The organism is Undibacterium sp. SXout7W, assembly GCF_049339385.1.
Classification (GTDB): domain Bacteria; phylum Pseudomonadota; class Gammaproteobacteria; order Burkholderiales; family Burkholderiaceae_D; genus Undibacterium.
This window is the reverse complement of record NZ_JBMPPF010000002.1, coordinates 336889-356730: the sequence shown is the minus strand read 5'-3', so window position 1 is coordinate 356730 and position 19842 is coordinate 336889. Positions and strand designations below refer to the sequence as shown.

Genomic DNA, 19842 nt, shown 5'->3' with positions numbered 1-19842 from the left:
CAATTTCAGGCGACGCGGGAAAGCTCGGTCACTGTCGCTTTCTGCTGATCGAGTAATACGGCTTTCTCAGCATAGTAGGTCTGTACCGATTTTTCTTTGACATGACCGAAGCCACGAATATGTTCGGGCAGGTTGGCCAGTGCAACGGCCTGTTGCAGATTGTCTTTGTTCAGACGTGACATCAGGCTAAGGATCAAGTCACGGTAGTCAGTGATCAGGGCGCGTTCGGAGCGACGTTCTTCTGTATAACTAAAGATATCCAGCGCAGTACCGCGTACGCCTTTGCATTTCGCCAGTAATTTGAATGCCTGCCAGACCCAGGAGCCATATTGCGCTTTGATTGCGTGACCCTTTGCATCTTTTTTCGCCAGCAGCGGCGGTGCCAGATTGAATTTCAGACTGAAATCGCCTTCAAACTGTTGCTTGAGTTTTTCTGTAAATTCACCATTGGTGTACAGACGCGCGACTTCGTATTCATCTTTGTAGGCCATCAGTTTGAAATAATATTTCGCCACCGCCGTACTCAGACGATTGCCCTGACCCAAGGCGCTTTCCGCGCTGCGCACCCGGCTGACCAGATCGCTGTATTGCGCAGCATAGGCAGCATTCTGATATGCCGTCAGATAATCAACACGGCGCTTGATCAGGCTGTCCAGACTTTGCGGCATGCTCACAACGACGTTCTGTACCGGGATCGCAATTTTTTCTACTTTCGCCAGATCGACAGCCGCACGACGCCCCCACAGGAAAGCCTTTTTGTTCGCTTCAACCGCTACGCCATTGAGTTCAATCGCGCGCATCAAAGCGGCTTCCGATACCGGTATCGCGCCTTTTTGATAAGCGAACCCCAGCATGAACAGATTGGTCGCAATTGAGTCACCCATCAGCGCGGTGGCCAGACGGGTCGCATTGATGAAATCAACCTTGCCACCTACCGATTCATCGATCAGATGTTCGACCGACTCCAGCGGGAACTGCCAGTCTGCATTTTTGGCAAACGCGCCGGTAGGCTGTTCATGGGTATTCACCACTGCACGGGTACGGCCTGCACGCATTTTGGAAATCGCATCATGCGCGCCAGCGGTCAGGATGTCGCAACCCAGGATCAGATCGGCTTCACCGGTTGCGATACGTTGCGCACGCAGTTTGCCAGCCTGTCCGATGATGCGGATATGCGAAGTCACCGAGCCGTTTTTCTGCGACATACCGGTCATATCCAGCACCGATGCGCCCTTGCCTTCCAGATGCGCCGCCATACCGAGCAAGGCACCGACGGTAATCACACCGGTACCGCCTATACCATTGAGCAGGATGTTATAAGCGCTGCTGCAGGCTGGCAGTTGAGGCTCAGGCAAAGCACCGAAATCATCGTTCTTCGCGGTGCCGGTTTTTGATTTGCGCAGCTTGCCGCCTTCGACTGTGACAAAGCTGGGGCAAAAGCCTTTGACGCAGGAATAATCCTTATTACAGGAAGACTGATCAATCACACGTTTGCGACCAAATTCTGTTTCCAGCGGCATCAGCGAGGTACAGTTGGATTGCACGCCGCAATCACCACAGCCTTCGCAGACCGCGTCGTTGATAAACAGACGCTGATTCGGGTCAGGGAATTCACCTTTTTTGCGACGACGACGTTTTTCGGCGGCACAGGTCTGATCGTAAATCAGCACGCTGCAGCCCTCAATTTCACGCAATTCGCGCTGTACCGCATCCATGTCTTTACGGTCGTGCAATGTGACCATTTCCGGCAATTGGGAACGGTCGCTGTAACGCGATAAATCTTCCGTCACCAAGGCGATACGCTTGACGCCTTCGGCCGCCATTTGCTGCGCCATCATAGGCACGGTAATGGTGCCATCGACAGGCTGACCACCGGTCATCGCGACTGCATCGTTATACAAAATTTTGTAGGTGATATTCACTTTCGCCGCCACCGCCGCGCGGATCGCCAGATAACCGGAATGGAAATAGGTGCCGTCACCGAGATTCTGAAACACATGCGGTAAGGTGGAAAAAGCCGCCTGACCTATCCACGGTGCTCCCTCTCCGCCCATGTGGGTGGTGAGCTTATTGTGTTCAGGATAAATCGCCGTTGCCATTACATGACAACCGATACCGGCCAGCGCCAGACTGCCTTCCGGTACTTTGGTCGAGGTGTTGTGCGGGCAGCCCGAGCAATAGTAAGCCGGACGAGCCGGGGTATTGACCTGCTTGGTCAGCACCACGTCTTTCGCTTCCAGAAAGGCCAGACGCGCTTTGATCAGATCGCTGGTGTGAAAGCGTGCAATCCGTGAGGAAATCACACGTGCAATCTGCGCCACAGAAAAATCTGCTTTCGAAGTCAGCAGCCATTCACCGCGCGGATGTACCCATTCGCCTTTTTCATCGAACTTACCGATCACGCGCGGACGCACATCGTCGCGCCAGTTATACAACTGTTCTTTGAGCTGGTATTCCACCATCTGGCGTTTTTCTTCCACCACCAGAATTTCATCCAGACCTTGCGCAAATTCGCGTATGCCATCCGGTTCCAATGGCCACGGCATCGCCACTTTATACAAACGGATACCGATCTCGGCAGCGAATTGTTCATCAATGCCGAGTTCTTCCAGCGCTTCCAGCACATCGAGATAGGATTTGCCGGAAGCGACGATACCGAGCTTGGCATTCGGGCTGTCTATCGTTACATGATTGAGTTTGTTAGCGCGCGCATACGCCAGAGCGGCATAGATTTTGTAATCCTGCATCAGCGCTTCCTGCTTACGCGCCTGTATGCCCAGCGTGTCTAGCGAAAGGCGGGTGTTGAGACCGCCTTCCGGCATCACAAAATCCTGCGGTATCTGTATCTGCAAACGGAAAGGGTCGGCATCGACTGAGGCGGTGGATTCCACCGTATCTGCGAGTGCCTTAAAGCCAACCGCACAACCAGAAAAACGCGACATCGCCCATGCATGCAAGCCCAGATCCAGGTATTCCTGCACGTTGCAGGGATACAGCATAGGGATCATGCAGGCGGAAAAAATATGGTCGGACTGATGCGGCAGCGTGGACGAATAAGCGCCATGGTCATCTCCAGCCACCAGCAAAACGCCGCCATGTTTGGCCGTACCGGCATGGTTCATGTGTTTGAACACATCACCGCAACGGTCCACGCCCGGGCCTTTGCCATACCACATAGAAAACACGCCATCGTATTTGGCGGGGCCGATCAGATCGACGGTCTGGGTGCCCCAGACGGCGGTTGCGGCCAGATCTTCATTCACACCGGGGACAAACTGTACGTGATTTTGTTCTAATAATTTTTTGGTTTTCCACAAAGTCTCATCGAGACCACCAAGCGGGGAACCGCGATAACCGGAAATAAAACCGGCCGTATTCAGTCCTGCAGCCAGATCGCGCTGGCGTTGTATCATCGGCAGACGAACCAGAGCCTGTATGCCAGACAGAAAAATCGTTCCGCTATTCGACGTGTATTTATCGTCGAGCTGTATGTTGTGTAAAGCCGGAGAAATCGGAGAAACAGAAGGCGCACTGGTGTGTGCAAAAGAAGTGGTGGACGAGAGTCCAGCAGACTTCGTGGTGAAGTCAGATGACATAGTAGCTCCAAAATTTGTGATTTAGATCGCAAAGAGCATGCATTGCGTCCGGTAAGACACAAATTTGCTCGGAGCCTAAAGCGAGGTATCAGAGATAGGCTCTCGTTGCGGTGACAGTGGTGGCTGCCATTTTATTCGAATTTGTCAGAAATTTCGAGCTAAACACTTTCTACCGCAATGACGCACGTTGTTGATGTGCAGTCATCACCAGAATAGTCGGGTTCAGTTCTGATTTCGTTCAATTCAAGAAGAGTTCAAAAGAAGCTATCGATATTTCGCTGCAGCGCTACTTTGAATTCCGTTGACTTCCGTTGAAATCTGCTGTGATCACAGTCTAAGAGAACGAGCGAGAGAAAGAAAATACGAAATTAAAATAGGGGTATCATTTTTTATGATAACCCGTATCAGATCTGATAAAATTCAAGCAATGTTCCCCAAAGTCAGGTCTGTCTGATTCTGAGCAGCTAACAAAATGGTGGCGACAAATCCACCATCCACCGCATTCGCCAGCACCAGTTCTCCCTGATGGCTATGAGCGATATCGCGGGCAATTGCCAGCCCCAGTCCCATACCAAGCGTATTTTGATGACGTCCATGCTCAAGGCGGACATACGGCTCAAACAAACTTTTCAGCGCCTCGTCCGGCACACCGGGGCCATGATCCCTTACCTGTATCGCAATCTTATCGGCTTCTTGAAAAACCCGGATTTCGACCTGTTTGCCATAATGCAGGGCATTGTCGAGCAGATTACCAATTGCGCGTTTAAGCGCCAGCGGTTTGGCAATCACGCTGAGCCCGGATTCTGTAAATGCGATTTCATGTCCCGCCAGACTGACTCCGCGCACCATGCGGCTGATCAGCGCATCGAGCCGGATTTCGGTAGGGTTTTCGTGGATATCGCTATCCTTCACGCATTGCAAGGCACCTTTCACCATCATGTCTAGCTCGTCGAGGTCATCATGAAATTCGACACTGAGCGCTTCATCATCAAGCAGTTCTGCACGCAGTTTCAGGCGCATGATCGGTGTGCGCAAATCGTGCGAAATCGAGACGAACAGTCTTTCTCTGTCTTCGATATAGCGCTGAATACGCTCACGCATGGCGCTGAAAGCGCGTGCGGTATTCACGAATTCCCGGCTACCGGTCTCCGGTAACGCAGGCATACGTTCGCCCTGTCCAAACGCTTCTGCTGCCTCGGACAATGCCGCCAGTGGCCGGGTGATCCAACGCACGACCAGAATCGACAATACCAGCACCGCAGCCAGTGTCAGCGCCTGCAATAAGACACGATCGCCAGCGAAGGGATTGTTGCTTTCCAAAAAATAAGGATTCGGCATCAGGGTTGCCAGATATAACCAGTTACCGGGTTCAAGCTCTGCCTGTATCACCAGTATTGGCGCGGGTTTTGGCTTGGTCACCAAGATGTGTTGCACCCATTGGTCAGGCACATCACTGATACCGGATCCGTCTTCAGCGAGGCGCAAATCGGCAGGCCAGGAAAATGCAACGCGGATATCCGCCGCGTTCGGCAGATCTTCACGGATGCCATTTTGCACCTGACGTACCGCCAGGGCAGCCAGCCCCTTGTCATCAAAATCTTCCTGCGTCACGGGTTTTTTGTTGATGTTCACAAAAAATCGGGTGCCACCCATTTCCCGAAATTGTTGTATCACTAATGAGCGGTAATTGACCGGTAAGCTCAGAAAATAGCGTATGGTACTTGCCGCACTCCGCGCCAGATGTTGTGATGATGCGCGGACTTCGGCTTCGGATTCGGTCTTTACCTGTGCCGCCCAGAATGCATTACCGGCAAACTGCGTCAACATGACACCAACGACCATCACGATAGTCAATCGTCCCCATAAAGACTGCGGCATCCAGCGCGTCAGTCTTGCGGACAAGGTGGACCGTGTTGATACAGCATCAGACATTGGACACACTGACATCCGCCGAAAAAACATACCCAGCGCCACGCACCGTTTTAATCAGCATCGGCTGTTTACCGTCATCGTGCAAACGCAAACGCAGGCGGCTGATCTGCACATCCAGCGAGCGGTCCAGCGGGCCGGCGTCACGGCCACGGGTTTCTTCGCACAGGACACTGCGATCCAGAATATCACCCGGGTGTTCGACAAAATACTTGAGCAACTGAAAATCCATTCCCGTCAATGCCACCAGACTGCCGTCGGCATCGACCACCGAGCGTTCTACCGTATCGAGTGTAAAGCCGACAAACCGATAAAAACGTGGAGCGCTGGCATTGTCAGTGCCGGTACGACGATGGATCGCCTTGATTCTGGCTAATAGTTCGCGCGGGCTGTAGGGTTTGGCGATATAGTCATCGGCACCCAATTCCAGACCGACAATACGGTCAGTTTCGTCGGAACTGGCGGTCAGCATAATGATCGGTACATTCGAGCGATGACGGACGGTTTTACACAACGCAAAACCATCGGTGTCCGGCAGCATCACATCCAGTATCACGAGTGATAATTCATCTGCATAACGCTGAAACTCTGCCAGAAACGATTCACCATTATGAGCGAGCCGGACTTCATACTGATTTTTTTCCAGATACGCTTTTAACAGCGTACGCGTTTTCTGATCGTCATCAACGATTAATATCTTGCGCATCATTTCCTGCTTTTGTTTTGGAGAGATAACGGGCGATTGCGCCCAGCCGTCTTTGGGTTTCTCCTATGGTCATCTGATCGTCCATGAAGAATCGGTGTATTTCTGCAATGATGGCATCTTTTGATATTTCATCAGTTGCCATGCGATGCACGAGACTTGGTACCTGCACGCTACTGCCACGAGAAAATAATTTCCATGAAGCGCGCGAGCAGCTGTCCATTTTACTGAGATCAGGATTGCGTAACACGGAAACCGATCCTTTCACCTGATTGTATTCCGCCTGCAAAGCAGGTGAAATCAGCATTTGTGCAAACTTTTCCTGCGTGGCGCGCAGACTATTATCTTTTGCCAGCATGACCAGCGTATCGACATTATACAAATGGTAATTGCCTGTCTCTGGTACAGCAGTGCAACCAAATCCGATATCGGTGACGAGTCCCATCGCATTGAGTTCGCCCTTGACCCAGTCGCCCATAATCATCATCGCTGCATTGCCATCCGCCATCTGGCGCGCCATTTCCATCCATGTACGTTCCTGCGCTGACAGCACCATGTATTTTTTTAAGGTACGCAAGCGTTTCAGGGCTCGCGCAAAGCGTTGGTCGTAAAACGCAGCTGGCTCTTTTCTGACGAAGGCTTCCTGATAAAAAGCCAGGCTGGATTCCGATAGCAAAATCGTTTCAAACAAGGTTGCCAGTTGCCATGGCTCGGTACTTTGCGCCAAAGGGACGATGCCTGCCTGTTGTAGTTTTTTAGCAATCTGCTCAAACTCATCCCAGGTGTTTGGGGCACTCAGATCATATTTACTGAAGATTTTTTTATTAAAAAACAGTGTGTTGGTTCTGTGCACGCCCAGTGGTGCTGCCACCAGATGCCCATGTGACTGCACCAGACTCCAGACGCTGGGCAAGAGTAGTTTTTCCCATTTTCCGGCGACGGCAACGCTGTCCATTTCCAGCAAAAGACCAAGATCAGCCCATTCGGAAATCAATACACCATTGAGTTGTGCCACCTCCGGTGCATTACCGGCAAGCACACGGCTTTTCAGAACGATATTGGCACCAATGCCCGAGCCGCTGGGTACCAGACCGTCACGCCACAGGATATTTTCCTGCGCCATACGATTGCTCAGAACAGCGACAGCCTTTTGCTCACTGGCGGAACGCCACCAGTGAAGCACCTGTAATGACTCTGCACAAGCAGAGATATGCACCAATATCAGCAGAATCAATACCAGTACGCCACGTTGGGGCTGGCGCAGTATCGCAGCCATTTCCGTACCTGATTCCGTATAGGGCAACAATATTTTTTTTGCTGTTTGCACCTGGGGATCCTTCTTTGTCTCGGCACAGACTATAGCCTAAGTCTGCAATATTACGGAGGTAATTAAGGATAGGGTTTTGTAAAGAAGTGTGAGCTTATCTTGCAAATACTTACCAGCAGAATTGTCCTGTAAAACGAGCTTCTCCCCCAGAGAAACAGACATATCCTCCTGCACACAACATCCATCGTCTTTGTAAAGAAATGTAAGTACGACGATATGACAAAAAACACTCTTTATCAATAAAATCAAACACTTAACACTCATTAATACCACAAGGAAACTGTGTTTTGCATCACAATTTTCCGGGTGTTACTGTCTGTCCGCCACAACATAAACACGATCGATCGCCTCAGCTCCCCCCTGATCGGCGTGCAGACCGGAACGGCACCCATATTCAAATCAAAAATAATGACGGAGATATTATGAAAAGAAGCACACTCAGTGTTTTTCCCACGCTGCTCGCTATGGCTATCAGTTCTGGTTTCGCTCACGCCAGTGAAGCCGAGGGCGAATTCCACGGTTATCTGCGGGCCGGTGCTGGCAGCAGTTCAGCCAAAGGCCCACAAAGTTGCTACGATCTTGGTGGCAACACCATGAAATACCGTCTTGGTAACGAATGTGACAGTTACTTTGAAGGCGGCTACACCAAAGAACTCGCGAAATCTGAAAACGGTGTCAGCTTTGTCGGCACGCTCTGGCTTGATGCTTATAAAAACGGTTCGGATTTCGGTAATGCCAAACCAGAAATCGCCAAGGCGTATGTCGAAGCCAAGGGACTGGATTTTCTGAATGGCGGTGTCGCATGGATAGGTAAGCGCTACTACTTCCGCCCTGATATCCATATGCTGGATCTGCAATATATCAACCTGAATGGTACAGGCGGCGGTTTTGACAAGATTCCTGCCGGAGCAGGTAAAGCCAGTTACGCCATATTCAAAGACAATGACAGCAATGTGTTTGACGCGACGACAGGTAAAGTGCTCAGCACCACTGCGGCAATCCGTCAGAATTTCACTTATGAAGGTTTGCCAGTCAATACCAATGGCACAGTGGATGCAGCGTTGTCCATCATCAGCGCACAAGGTGAGAACAAACACAATGGCTGGCAATTTTCTGTCTTTCATAAACAAGACAAAGTACTCGGCGGTACGAATACACTCGGCTTGCAATATGGCGTAGGTCCGGGCACTGGCGTTGGTGGTCCTTGCTGTGATCGTATTGGCAGCTCGGGCAGCACTGCACTGGGTTCAGATGTCACTCGTTTGCGTATTTTTAATGATCTCGTGATACAGCCGACCAAGCAATTCAGCATGGAATTTGTCGCACTGATGCAACGTGACAAATCTGACGCGCAAGGTTCCTCCACCTGGTCCACGCTGGGTGTGCGCCCTGTCTATGCCTTCACTCAAAACTTCAAATTGCAAGCCGAATTGGGTAGCAGCAGAGTGACGCAAGCGAATGGCGGCGACGATCTGCGCCTGACCAAGTTCACCATTGCACCAACGATCGCGATGGGCGAATCCTACTGGTCGCGTCCTGAATTGCGTGCCTTTGTCACATACGGCAAATGGAATAAAGCGGCCATCGCGGCAGTCAATGCCAGCAACAATTCTGGCCCTGTCTACGGTAACAACACCAGCGGCACCTCTGTTGGCATTCAACTGGAAACCTGGTTCTGATGTGATTCCGATGTCATCCGGATGTCATTGCGCTGCTGTATCACTTCACTGTGGTATCGCAGCGTGATAGACGGATGATGAACGCATCAAGGCAGACGGGCGCAATACTGCTCCTCAGTAAAACAAGATACGGCTCTACACCATCCTACAAAATTCAACACAATTGCTGACACCATGCATGGACAGCAAATACGGAGAAAATCAACATGAAATTGAAACATATCACACGCGCCATCATGGCCATCAGCATCTGCGCAGGCATAGCCCCGGCACATGCTGCTGAAGTTGAAGTTCTGCATTACTGGACTGCTGGCGGCGAAGCGCGATCTGCTGCAGAACTGAAAAAAATCATGGAATCCAAAGGCGTCAGCTGGAAAGATTTTGCCGTCGCTGGCGGTGGTGGTGAAAACGCCATGACAGCGCTGAAAGCACGTGTCATCGCAGGCAGCGCACCGACGGCGGCCCAGATCAAAGGCCCGTCTATTCAGGAATGGGGTAATGAAGGTGTGCTCGCCAATATTGATGCCGCCGCCAACGAAGGCAAATGGGATGCGGTACTGCCCAAGGTTGTTTCCGGCATCATGAAATACAAAGGCCATTATGTTGCAGCACCAATCAATGTCCATCGCGTTAACTGGTTGTGGGTGAATCCTGAAGTGCTGAAAAAGGCTGGCGCCACTGCACCAACGAACTTTGACGAATTTTTTGCCGCTGCCGACAAGATCAAAAAGGCCGGACTGATTGCAGTCGCTCACGGTGGACAACCGTGGCAGGATGCAACCGTGTTTGAATCCGTCGTACTTGGTGTTGGCGGTGCGGAATTCTATAAGAAAGCCATCGTCCAGCTGGATACCGCCAGCCTGACCAGCCCGACCATGATCAAAGCTTTCGATACACTGGCAAAAATTAAAACCTACATCGACAAAGATGCAGCAGGACGTGACTGGAACCTGGCCACTGCCATGGTCATTAATGGCAAAGCTGGTATGCAGTTTATGGGCGACTGGGCCAAAGGCGAATTTACTGCCGCTGGCAAACAACCAGGCAAAGACTTTCTATGTCTGGCAGCACCCGGCACGGACAAAGCCTTCACGTTTAACATCGACTCTTTAGCCATGTTCAATGTCAAGGGAGCGGATCAGCAAAAGGCTCAACTCACGCTGGCGAATGCGGTCATGAGTCCGGAATTTCAGGAAGTATTCAATCTGAACAAGGGCTCCATTCCTGCACGTGCCGGTGTTTCCCGTGCCAAATTTGATAGCTGTGCGCTGAAATCGATGGACGATATGGATGCCACCAGCAAGTCCGGCGGACTGGTGCCAAGTTTTGCACATGGCATGGCGATTGACTCTGCCAAAGCAGGCGCGATTCAGGATGTGATTGCTAAATTCATGAACTCCAACATGACCTCACAAGCAGCAACACAAGCCCTGGCAAAAGCAGCAAAAGCCAAATAAGTTTCATTATTTGCACTTAGTTATATCCCGAGGCAACCAAGTTCTGCCTGCAGAACGTTGGTTGCCTGAGGTCTCCTTGCAGCGACCTCTCCTCAGTTCCCGGAGACAAGTATGTCGGTCACATCCAGATCAGAAATCATCTTACCCACCACCCGGCAAAGCACTTCAGCCACGACGCGTTTGCATGCGCTGGCAGACCATTGGCTGCCGCGTATCGTACTCTCACCGACGATACTCGCGTCACTGCTGTTCGTGTATGGCTTCATCGGCTTCACCGCCTATTTATCGTTGACCAATTCACGCCTGATGCCTAACGGCGATCTGGTCGGTTTTGATCAGTATATGGCCTTGTTTGAACTTGATCGCTGGTGGGTTGCCGCCAGCAATCTCGGCATTTTCGGCGGTCTGTTCATTCTGGTATGCCTGATCGTGGGCCTGTTACTCGCCGTATTTCTGGATCAGAAAATCAGAATGGAGGGCGCACTGCGGGCAATTTATTTATACCCGATGGCTCTGTCGTTCATCGTCACCGGTGCAGCGTGGAAATGGATATTAAATCCCGGTCTTGGCCTCGAAAAAATGGTGCATGAATGGGGATTCCAGCAATTTTCCATGGACTGGCTGGTCGATTCCGATATGGCGATTTATACCGTCGTGATTGCCGGTGTCTGGCAATCTTCAGGCTTTGTGATGGCGTTATTTTTGGCAGGCTTACGCGGTGTGGACGACAGCATCATCAAGGCTGCGATGGTCGATGGTGCCAGCTTGCCGACGATTTATCGCCGCATCGTGATTCCAGCATTACGTCCTGTGTTTTTCAGTGTCTTGCTGGTGTTATCTCACATCGCCATCAAGAGTTTTGATCTGGTGATGGCGCTGACCGCTGGCGGCCCAGGTACGTCTTCGGATGTTCCGGCAATTTTTATGTATCAGTTCTCTTTCACCCGTGGTCAACTCGGTTTAGGTGCTGCATCTGCCATGATGATGCTGATGACAGTGCTGGCCGTCTTAGTGCCATTGATTTATCTGGAAACCAAGGAGGCTCGTCATGGCCACTGAAACAAGCCGATCATTCAGCCCGGGGCGGCTAGTGATTTATACCTTACTGGTGTTATGTGCCTTGTATTACCTCGCTCCGCTCTACGTGATGCTGACCACATCGGTGAAATCACTGGACGAAATTCGCAGCGGAAATCTGCTGGATTTTCCACTGCATCCCAGTTTTTCTGCATGGGAAAAAGCCTGGGGCGCTGCCTGTACCGGCGTTCGCTGCGAGGGTCTGGCGCCATACTTCTGGAACTCAGTCAAAATGGCCGTGCCGGCCGTGTTGATCTCAACATTGATAGGTTCCATCAACGGCTATGTGTTGGCGCACTGGAAGTTTAAAGGCTCGGAAATCGTTTTCACCGCGCTCATGGTCGGTTGCTTCATCCCGTTTCAGGTCGTGATTTTACCAATGGCACGCTTACTCGGTATGGCAGAACTGGCGAACACCACTGGTGGCCTGGTATTCGTCCATATTGTCTACGGCGTCGCTTTCACGACACTGTTTTTCCGTAACTACTACGTGAGCGTGCCAGATGAGCTGGTCAAAGCTGCCCGGATTGATGGTGCTGGCTTTTTCAGAATTTATCGCAGCGTGATTCTGCCGTTGTCGCTACCGATTTTTATGGTGTGTTTCATCTGGCAATTTACCCAGATCTGGAATGACTTTCTGTTTGGGGTGGTATTCGGCGGAACAGATGCGCAACCAGTCACAGTGGCATTGAATAATCTGGTAAATACCTCTACCGGCGTGACTGAATACAACGTGAACATGGCTGCCGCCATTATCGCAGCACTGCCAACGCTGGTGCTGTATCTGCTGGCAGGCAAATATTTTGTCAGGGGACTGACAGCCGGTGCTGTCAAAGGCTGATAGTACCAACAACTACATGACACAGCGATGCCTTCAGTCATACCAGGGCATCGTCAAAGAACATCAGGAGAACAAACATGGCTAGCTTATCGATCCGCAATGTCCGCAAGGTCTATCCTAACGGTGCCGATATTTTAAAAGGCATTAATCTGGAGATTCAGGATGGCGAATTTTTAATTCTGGTCGGTGGATCGGGCTGCGGTAAATCAACGCTGCTGAACATGATCGCCGGGCTGGAAACTGTCTCTGAGGGCGGCATTTATATCGGTGATAAATGCGTCAATGATGTGCCACCAAAATCCCGTGACATTGCGATGGTATTTCAGTCGTATGCCCTGTATCCGACCATGACAGTCAGGGAAAATATTTCCTTTGGCCTGGGGATTCGTAAAGTGCCGGCAGCAGAGCAGAAAAAAATTGTTGATCGGGTGGCAGAAACTTTACAGATGACACATTTACTGGATCGCAAACCTGCGCATTTGTCTGGTGGTCAACGTCAACGTGTCGCGATGGGCAGGGCTATTGCGAGGAATCCATCGCTGTTTCTGTTTGATGAGCCGCTCTCCAATCTGGATGCAAAATTACGCGTGGAAATGCGGGCAGAAATCAAGCTCATGCATCAGCGCCTGGGCACAACCACGGTCTATGTGACGCATGATCAGGTTGAGGCGATGACATTAGGCGACAAGATCGCGGTCATGAAAGATGGCGTGGTGCAGCAATTCGGTAGCCCACAAGAAATTTATGATCAGCCATCGAATATGTTTGTTGCCGGATTTATCGGTTCACCATCGATGAATTTCTTGCGTGGTCAACTCATTTCACATCAGGATGGGCTGGCATTTACCCTGAACCATCAAGGGAAGACAACGGCCTTGCCACTGCCTGCGCCAATGCTGCATCAGTTGCGCCAGAGCCATCAGGCAGGCCAGGATATCGTTCTGGGGATACGTCCGGAACACGTGACAGATGCGATCAGTGCCCGCCATTCAGAAACGGCGCATGACTACAAGCCGACGGAAGTGGATTGCACGATAGAGCTGACCGAACCGACCGGGCCTGATACGCTGGTATTTTCCAGTTTCAATCAAGTGCGTACCACATGCCGCGCACATCCACGCGCATTCGCAGTGCCTGGTCAATCCATGCGTCTGGCATTTGACTTATCACAAGCCGTGTTCTTTGACCCGGTCAGCGAACAACGTCTGGCATGACGTCTGCTTCGCCCTCACACAGGGAATACAGCGAGTTGCATCATTCTGGAATCTGATATGAGTTATCCCAAATTATTAGCTGATATTGGCGGCACCAACGCCCGCTTTGCGCTTGAAACCGTACAAGGACAGATAGAGGCAGTGCAGGTCTTGCCCTGCGCTGGTTATGCCAGCCTGTCACTCGCCATGCGCGCCTATTTACAAGGTGCTGCCAGCATTGCTGCTGGCGCTGCCGGGGTGCGCCAGGCAGGTATTGCGATTGCCAATCCTATCCACGGTGATCAGGTGCAGATGACCAATCATCACTGGAGTTTTTCGATCAGCGCCGTTCAGGCGGAGTTCGGGCTGGATTCTCTGGTCGTGGTGAATGATTTCACTGCACTGGCAATGTCTTTACCGATGCTGAGCACAGCACAGAAGTATCAGGCTGGTGGCCAGCAAGCCTTACCGAAGGCGGCAATTGGTCTGCTGGGAGCCGGCACTGGTCTGGGCGTATCAGGTCTGGTCTGGACAGAGAATGCCTGGGTACCTTTGCATAGCGAAGGTGGACACGTCAGCTTTACACCTGCGAATGCACTTGAAATCGATATTTTGCGATTTGCATGGCAGGAATTCGAACATGTCTCTGCGGAACGCCTGCTTTCAGGTCCGGGCTTACGGCTGATTTATCGTGCACTGGCAGCACGGCAACAAAAAACGACAGAGATAGCAGGGGGCGCAGAAGAGACAACAAAAGCCATCAACGATATCGACGCACCAGAAATTCTGTCGCGCGGGCTCGATAATACCTGTTCGCTTTGCCAGGAAGTGCTCTCCGTGTTCTGCGACATGCTGGGCACAATGGCAGGCAATCTGGCAGTGACACTGGGCGCACGTGGTGGTATTTATATCGGTGGTGGCATTGTGCCGCGTCTTGGCGATTTTCTGCTGCGCTCCGGCTTCCGTCAGCGCTTTGAACAGAAAGGTCGTTTCTCTGCTTATCTGGCTGAAGTGCCGGTGTATGTCATTACGGAGGCATATCCAGCATTTATCGGTCTGTCTGCGATACTGGCTGCCGCAGAAAAATCCACTCTGACGAATAGCGACGTTCACGTCACCACCTGTGCCAGCACGCCTGCTGATGTCAGAACAGCGCACGACCTTCCGGAACACGGCATGGCTACTGGGTCTGCGTCAATTCCTACCGCTGCTTCTATGTGCGCTTGATCAGCATCAGATACCGTAAACAAGCACAGGACGCTATCTGCTCATCGTTTGCTGCGATGGATGCTTTAACGCAGCAAACTACGTGCACCCAGCCATGTATTACTGCGACAGAGGTCGTGCGTCACCTGTTGCACGAGTTTTGCCACTGCCATTGCTGCATTCGTCAGCGGAATGTTTTTTGATGTGCATAGAGTGACGGTACGTGACAATTCCGCGTCGCGAAAAGCACAGGCATGTAATTCGCCCCGGTTGATTTCTGCCAACACGGGTGACACTGGCAAAATCGTTGCCCCCATATCCGCCAGCAATGCGGATTTGAGGATTGCAATCGATGTGATATCAATCACCTTATCAATCGTACGGCCATGTTCACGTACCACGCGCTCGATCCGGGGGCGCACACCATGTTGTATGCTGGGCAAAATCAGCGGTACCTGCAACGCCTGATCAAGACTGATGGTCTTGCGTTTGCAGATAAAACGGGAATCATGGCGGGTGATATACATCATCTGCTCTTCCGCCAAGGCAACCGTGTTCAGGCCGGATAGCTGCCCGTCATCAAACAGAATCGCCAGATTCAGGCGACCAGAACGCAACTGTTCTGTGAGGTTGCCAGTCAGTTCTTCAGTCAATTGAAACACGATATCAGGATACGTCTCGCGCACGGCCATCAGTAGCGGCAATGCCAGCGCACCCGAAACGCTTTGTGGTATTCCCAGCGCCACGGTGCCTGTAGGTTTGTCGGTTGATTGCGCCACGGCAGATCTGGCATCGCTGACTTGCTTGAGAATGGCCTGAGCATGTTCATAAAACAGCTTCCCGGCATCGGTTGCCTGCATGCCTTGGGCTGAACGATGCAGCAGTGTGGCGCCGAGTTCTTCTTCGAGTTGTTGCAATTGCTGTGTCAATGCTGGCTGCACGATATGCAGGACTTTTGCTGCGCGCGACAGCGAGCCATGATCAACAATCGATACAAAATAGCGGAGCTGACGTAATTCCATCGTTTACTCGGCAGACGCGGCAGGTTTGATTGCACGCCGCTCTATCGAAGACGACAAAATCAGCGAAGTCGAGGTCACACCGCAACGCGCCAGACTGGTGATCACCCTTTCCAGTTCCCGGACAGATGGCGCCACTACTTTGACGATCACACAATCTTCACCGGTAATCGCATGACACTCCACTACCTCCGGTACCTGTTCAGCGATTTTGACGACGGGAATATCACTGGAGCGACTGGCAATCCTGACAAACGCAGTGATGCCATAACCCAGTGCTTCTGGATTGACTCTGGCGTGGTAACCGGTAATCACATTCGCAGCCTCCATCCGTTTGACCCGCTCTGCCACTGCCGGTTGACTCAGATGAATCCGACGACCGATTTCTGCCAGCGTGACACGGGCATCTGCCTGCAAAATATCGAGGATTTTGGCGTCCATCATATCCAAATCAATCTTCATGGGGAAATCCATTTTTTTCAGTTAATCTCAATGAAATGTACCCGATTTACCTTGATCTTGCCATTCAAAATAGAAAGTTACTGCAATACACTGATATTTTCAGGACTTACGCAACATTGTCCCGGCAAGGCGGAAAAAGCTTCCTGTTCTTTGGGAAGCCTCACTTGCAAGTGAGGTTCGTTTCGCCAGCAGGCAACATGTTGCCTGAAACCCTGGCTACACCATGTCGACGAAGGCAGTACGTGCTTGTACGACAAGGAGTCATAACGCCGCTGGGGCGGTTTTGCGTAAGCCCTCATTTCATTTTTTCAGACCCGAAACGGAATATTCATGCGCCATCTGCCCAGACAAGTGTTACTCGCCCTGCTGACAGTCTATGTCGTCTGGGGTTCTACCTATTTTGCGATACAGGTAGCGCTCAAGAGTTTTCCGCCATTTCTGATGATAGGCAGCCGCTTTCTGGTTGCCGGTGGAATACTCTATCTGTGGCAGAAACTACGCGGTGCTGCCAATCCTACACTCAGGGAATGGCGTGACGGCGGCATCATCGGCATACTGATGCTGGGCGGTGGCACAGGGCTGACCGCCTGTGCGCAGCAATATGTGTCATCTGGTCTGACCGCCGTATTCATTGCCTGCTCACCGATGGTGTTGTCTGGCTTATCAGGTTTGTTCGGCGACTGGCCAAAGCGACGGGAATGGACGGGCATCGTATGCGGCTTTGCCGGAGCGATGCTGCTGGCATCTGACGGTCAGTTTTCGGCGCAACCACTGGGTATTCTGCTCTTGCTTGGCGCGATATTCAGCTGGGACATAGGCTCGGTGCTGTCACAGAAAAAATTGAGCATGGCCGCTGGCGGCATGGGCTTTGCCAGTGAGATGCTGGTTGGTGGCCTGTTTTTGTGCATCGTCAGCCTCTTACGCGGAGAAAGCATGCATGGCGAGATGACCTGGAACGCGCTGGCAGCCTGGGCATATCTGGTGGTTGCAGGCTCCTTACTGGCATTTACTGCTTATATGTATCTGTTATCGAAAGTCCCCGCTGGTCTGGCCAGCAGCTATGCGTATGTGAATCCGGTGATTGCGGTGGGATTGGGTGTGGTATTCGGCGGAGAACATCTGTCAGGAAAAGCCTTGCTGGCGATGCTGATCATTCTGGGCAGCGTCGTCATGCTGACCACAGCGCGCCAGCCTAAAGTAAAAGAGAGCAATGCCTGAAGCCGATGTGCCCATGCAGGCTTGTTGATAGAAGGCTGATTCATCACTGATTCATTGCGGATGTGCAGTGAATCAGTGATGAATCGGCTGGTACGTGCTCAGGTCATTGAAAGACTATCGCAGGCTGTCAATGAAAGCAGATCAGAAAAATTCTGCCGTATCGTTGGCATGCTCAGCATGCAGATCGCCGCTGCTGACCAGATGGTCGTAATAGCAGGTCAGATTACGGCCATTGGTTTTGGCAAAATACAGGGCCTGATCAGCCCGACCGACAATCGCTACCGCAGGCTCAAACGGATCAATGCGGGCATAACCGACACTGACCGTGACACGTCCTACCTGTGGAAAATGATGTTGTTCCACATTTTGACGAAAACGATCAAAAATATGCTGCGCATCCGTTTGCGAGGTGGAGCGCAAAAGCACCACAAACTCCTCACCGCCAAAACGGAAAAGACGGTCACCGGGACGGAAAGATGAGCGCAGGATATTCGCAATCAGAATCAGGACTTCGTCGCCATACAAATGCCCGAACTGATCATTGACCCGTTTAAAAAAATCAATATCAATCACTGCCAGCCAGTGCTGGCGATCAGGTTCACTACTGCGACGTTCTTCGATCTGAATCTGTTCGTTATCTGCTGACCTCTGCAGCGCACCGGATCGTAATACCTTGGAGAAATTATCGTCAAAGGTTTTGCGATTTAGCAGACCTGTTAACGAATCACGTTCGCTGTAATCCAGTAAATTTTGAAAATTGCGGTAGACAATCAACATGCCACCAACCACTTCTTTGGTATTGGCGTTGTAATTGGCTGGACGTATGACCTCAAGGCAGGTATGTAACTGATCGTTGATCCAGACAGGCAGCCAGATCAGTTTGCCACGCGCAGTATCACTTTCAATGATCGCGGCACGATGGATAATCGCTTCTTTCAGTTCATCATATTGCACAACAGGTTCGTCAGCAGACTCTGCTTCGGATTCATGGAACACCTTGACGATCCCACCTTCAGCAATCGATATCTGTGGTTTGATCAGAATCTGCGTTCCAACAAATACCACATCCAGCACACGTGCGGACTCTGCCTGCGTGAGTTCACGTAAGGCGGAGATGACGGAAATATTCAACAGATCGTGATCACGATGACCGGTGATTTCAACCAGATGCTTGATGATTGAGTTCATGCGTGCAACCCTACACAGGTAGATGATGGACATTGATAATGCCCGGTCACCCATTATTCTTTTGCTTAGTATACTGGGTGATTCTGTCTTGCATGCAACTTTCTTTGTTCAAATATACATACATGCGGAGAATACTGAAATAAGAGGCAGGTAAATGCTGTCACGCATTTTGCCGTGCGTCGAACTGAAGTAATATAGGCATTCAATAGTCATTTGAGCCGTTGAGCGGCCTGATCGTTTGACTCTTTGCCATCTTTTTTCAGAACAGGAACATGACATGCCTGATTTTTCACTTCGCTGGACCAGAGCCGTCTTGTTGTGCTGCATGGCTGCAACACAACAAGTACATGCCAGCCACCTGATTCAGGTGCAAGACAGTGCTGGTCAGCCTGTGGCAGATGCTGTCGTGTATGCAGAAACAACGGGTGGTCCGGTCGTTGCTAAAAATGCGAATGCGGAAATCCAACAAAAAGATAAGAAATTTATTCCCTTGGTCAGCGTTGTACAAACAGGAACATCTGTATCGTTTCCAAATAATGATACTGTCCGGCACCATGCTTATTCTTTCTCGCCGACCAAGCCTTTTGAGTTAAAACTGTATTCGGGCAAGCCTTCTTCGCCTATCGTCTTTGACAAAGCCGGCACAGTCGTCATTGGCTGCAACATTCATGATCAGATGGTCGCCTATGTGCAAGTTGTCAGCACACCATTTTTTGCGAAAACCGATGCCAATGGTCAGGCGCATCTGCCTGCCAGTATGCCCGCTGGCAAATATACGCTGAAGACCTGGCATTTCAAGCAACCGAACAATAGCTTGCCGCCAGAACAAAATGTGCAGATAGGGAACGATACAGTACCGTTGATAGTCAAACTGGGCTATAAGGCAACTTAACGCTTCGCCATCAACCCTGAAGCAGGTCAATGTGCTTCACCACAAAATTACATAG

The 19842-nt window shown here is 51.2% G+C and carries 15 protein-coding genes; 8 read left to right on the top strand and 7 right to left on the bottom strand.

Translation table 11 applies throughout. From position 1 onward, the window contains the following. Positions 1-5: 5 nt before the first annotated feature. The 4 genes from ACO0LB_RS03930 to ACO0LB_RS03915 form a co-directional block, all read right to left on the bottom strand. On the bottom strand, positions 6-3596 hold the full coding sequence (locus ACO0LB_RS03930) for an indolepyruvate ferredoxin oxidoreductase family protein (RefSeq protein WP_423046665.1): 3591 nt from the start codon (positions 3594-3596) through the stop codon (positions 6-8). A gap of 420 nt (positions 3597-4016) precedes the next feature. Then, on the bottom strand, positions 4017-5528 hold the full coding sequence (locus tag ACO0LB_RS03925) for an ATP-binding protein (protein WP_423046664.1): 1512 nt from the start codon (positions 5526-5528) through the stop codon (positions 4017-4019). After that, positions 5521-6234: a response regulator gene (locus tag ACO0LB_RS03920; RefSeq protein ID WP_423046662.1), complete on the bottom strand. Its 714-nt coding sequence runs from the start codon at positions 6232-6234 to the stop codon at positions 5521-5523. The genes ACO0LB_RS03925 and ACO0LB_RS03920 overlap by 8 nt, the downstream gene beginning before the upstream one ends. Further along, the gene (locus tag ACO0LB_RS03915) at positions 6209-7555 is read right to left on the bottom strand and encodes an ABC transporter substrate-binding protein (RefSeq protein WP_423046660.1); all 1347 of its coding nucleotides are present in this window, start codon (positions 7553-7555) and stop codon (positions 6209-6211) included. The genes ACO0LB_RS03920 and ACO0LB_RS03915 overlap by 26 nt, the downstream gene beginning before the upstream one ends. Before the next feature lie 422 nt (positions 7556-7977). On the opposite strand from ACO0LB_RS03915, the gene ACO0LB_RS03910 reads away from it, so the two are divergent. The 6 genes from ACO0LB_RS03910 to ACO0LB_RS03885 all read left to right on the top strand — a co-directional run bounded on the left by ACO0LB_RS03910 (position 7978) and on the right by ACO0LB_RS03885 (position 15029). Further along, positions 7978-9234 (top strand): maltoporin, encoded by a 1257-nt coding sequence (locus ACO0LB_RS03910; RefSeq protein ID WP_423046658.1) that lies wholly within the window; start codon positions 7978-7980, stop codon positions 9232-9234. 206 nt (positions 9235-9440) lie between these two features. After that, positions 9441-10691 carry an ABC transporter substrate-binding protein gene (locus ACO0LB_RS03905; protein WP_423046656.1) on the top strand — a complete coding sequence of 417 codons (1251 nt, stop codon included), beginning with the start codon at positions 9441-9443 and terminating at the stop codon, positions 10689-10691. 135 nt (positions 10692-10826) lie between these two features. Further along, positions 10827-11750 carry a carbohydrate ABC transporter permease gene (locus tag ACO0LB_RS03900; protein ID WP_423046724.1) on the top strand — a complete coding sequence of 308 codons (924 nt, stop codon included), beginning with the start codon at positions 10827-10829 and terminating at the stop codon, positions 11748-11750. Beyond that, positions 11740-12609: a carbohydrate ABC transporter permease gene (locus ACO0LB_RS03895; protein ID WP_423046654.1), complete on the top strand. Its 870-nt coding sequence runs from the start codon at positions 11740-11742 to the stop codon at positions 12607-12609. Before ACO0LB_RS03900 ends, ACO0LB_RS03895 begins: the two co-directional genes overlap by 11 nt. A gap of 77 nt (positions 12610-12686) precedes the next feature. Continuing rightward, complete coding sequence (locus tag ACO0LB_RS03890; protein ID WP_423046652.1) at positions 12687-13823, top strand: ABC transporter ATP-binding protein; 1137 nt, start codon at positions 12687-12689, stop codon at positions 13821-13823. Positions 13824-13880: 57 nt separating this feature from the next. Continuing rightward, the gene (locus ACO0LB_RS03885; protein ID WP_423046650.1) at positions 13881-15029 is read left to right on the top strand and encodes a glucokinase; all 1149 of its coding nucleotides are present in this window, start codon (positions 13881-13883) and stop codon (positions 15027-15029) included. Between the two features lie 65 nt (positions 15030-15094). Here ACO0LB_RS03885 and ACO0LB_RS03880 read toward each other — a convergent pair whose 3' ends face one another. After that, positions 15095-16030: a LysR substrate-binding domain-containing protein gene (locus ACO0LB_RS03880; protein WP_423046648.1), complete on the bottom strand. Its 936-nt coding sequence runs from the start codon at positions 16028-16030 to the stop codon at positions 15095-15097. 3 nt (positions 16031-16033) lie between these two features. Further along, entirely contained in the window at positions 16034-16489 is a 456-nt protein-coding gene (locus tag ACO0LB_RS03875) for an Lrp/AsnC family transcriptional regulator (RefSeq protein WP_423046646.1), read from the bottom strand. A 330-nt stretch (positions 16490-16819) separates the two neighbouring features. Here ACO0LB_RS03875 and yedA point away from each other — a divergent pair, with 330 nt between their 5' ends. Continuing rightward, positions 16820-17707 (top strand): drug/metabolite exporter YedA, encoded by an 888-nt coding sequence (gene yedA / locus ACO0LB_RS03870; RefSeq protein ID WP_423046644.1) that lies wholly within the window; start codon positions 16820-16822, stop codon positions 17705-17707. 141 nt (positions 17708-17848) lie between these two features. Here yedA and ACO0LB_RS03865 read toward each other — a convergent pair whose 3' ends face one another. Next, positions 17849-18895, bottom strand: coding sequence for a GGDEF domain-containing protein (locus ACO0LB_RS03865; RefSeq protein ID WP_423046643.1), 1047 nt, complete (start codon positions 18893-18895; stop codon positions 17849-17851). A gap of 277 nt (positions 18896-19172) precedes the next feature. Between ACO0LB_RS03865 and ACO0LB_RS03860 the strand changes: the two genes are divergently transcribed. Next, on the top strand, positions 19173-19787 hold the full coding sequence (locus tag ACO0LB_RS03860) for a methylamine utilization protein (protein ID WP_423046641.1): 615 nt from the start codon (positions 19173-19175) through the stop codon (positions 19785-19787). Positions 19788-19842 lie beyond the last annotated feature (55 nt).

What these genes read in the sequence shown, in the direction of transcription:
- ACO0LB_RS03895 (WP_423046654.1), top strand. Translation starts at nt 11,740, where the DNA reads ATGGCCACTGAAACAAGCCGATCATTCAGCCCGGGGCGGCTAGTGATT.
- ACO0LB_RS03875 (WP_423046646.1), bottom strand. Translation starts at nt 16,489, where the DNA reads ATGAAGATTGATTTGGATATGATGGACGCCAAAATCCTCGATATTTTG.
- ACO0LB_RS03865 (WP_423046643.1), bottom strand. Translation starts at nt 18,895, where the DNA reads ATGAACTCAATCATCAAGCATCTGGTTGAAATCACCGGTCATCGTGAT.
- ACO0LB_RS03905 (WP_423046656.1), top strand. Translation starts at nt 9,441, where the DNA reads ATGAAATTGAAACATATCACACGCGCCATCATGGCCATCAGCATCTGC.
- ACO0LB_RS03890 (WP_423046652.1), top strand. Translation starts at nt 12,687, where the DNA reads ATGGCTAGCTTATCGATCCGCAATGTCCGCAAGGTCTATCCTAACGGT.
- ACO0LB_RS03925 (WP_423046664.1), bottom strand. Translation starts at nt 5,528, where the DNA reads ATGTCTGATGCTGTATCAACACGGTCCACCTTGTCCGCAAGACTGACG.
- ACO0LB_RS03880 (WP_423046648.1), bottom strand. Translation starts at nt 16,030, where the DNA reads ATGGAATTACGTCAGCTCCGCTATTTTGTATCGATTGTTGATCATGGC.
- ACO0LB_RS03930 (WP_423046665.1), bottom strand. Translation starts at nt 3,596, where the DNA reads ATGTCATCTGACTTCACCACGAAGTCTGCTGGACTCTCGTCCACCACT.
- ACO0LB_RS03920 (WP_423046662.1), bottom strand. Translation starts at nt 6,234, where the DNA reads ATGATGCGCAAGATATTAATCGTTGATGACGATCAGAAAACGCGTACG.
- ACO0LB_RS03910 (WP_423046658.1), top strand. Translation starts at nt 7,978, where the DNA reads ATGAAAAGAAGCACACTCAGTGTTTTTCCCACGCTGCTCGCTATGGCT.
- yedA (WP_423046644.1), top strand. Translation starts at nt 16,820, where the DNA reads ATGCGCCATCTGCCCAGACAAGTGTTACTCGCCCTGCTGACAGTCTAT.
- ACO0LB_RS03885 (WP_423046650.1), top strand. Translation starts at nt 13,881, where the DNA reads ATGAGTTATCCCAAATTATTAGCTGATATTGGCGGCACCAACGCCCGC.
- ACO0LB_RS03860 (WP_423046641.1), top strand. Translation starts at nt 19,173, where the DNA reads ATGCCTGATTTTTCACTTCGCTGGACCAGAGCCGTCTTGTTGTGCTGC.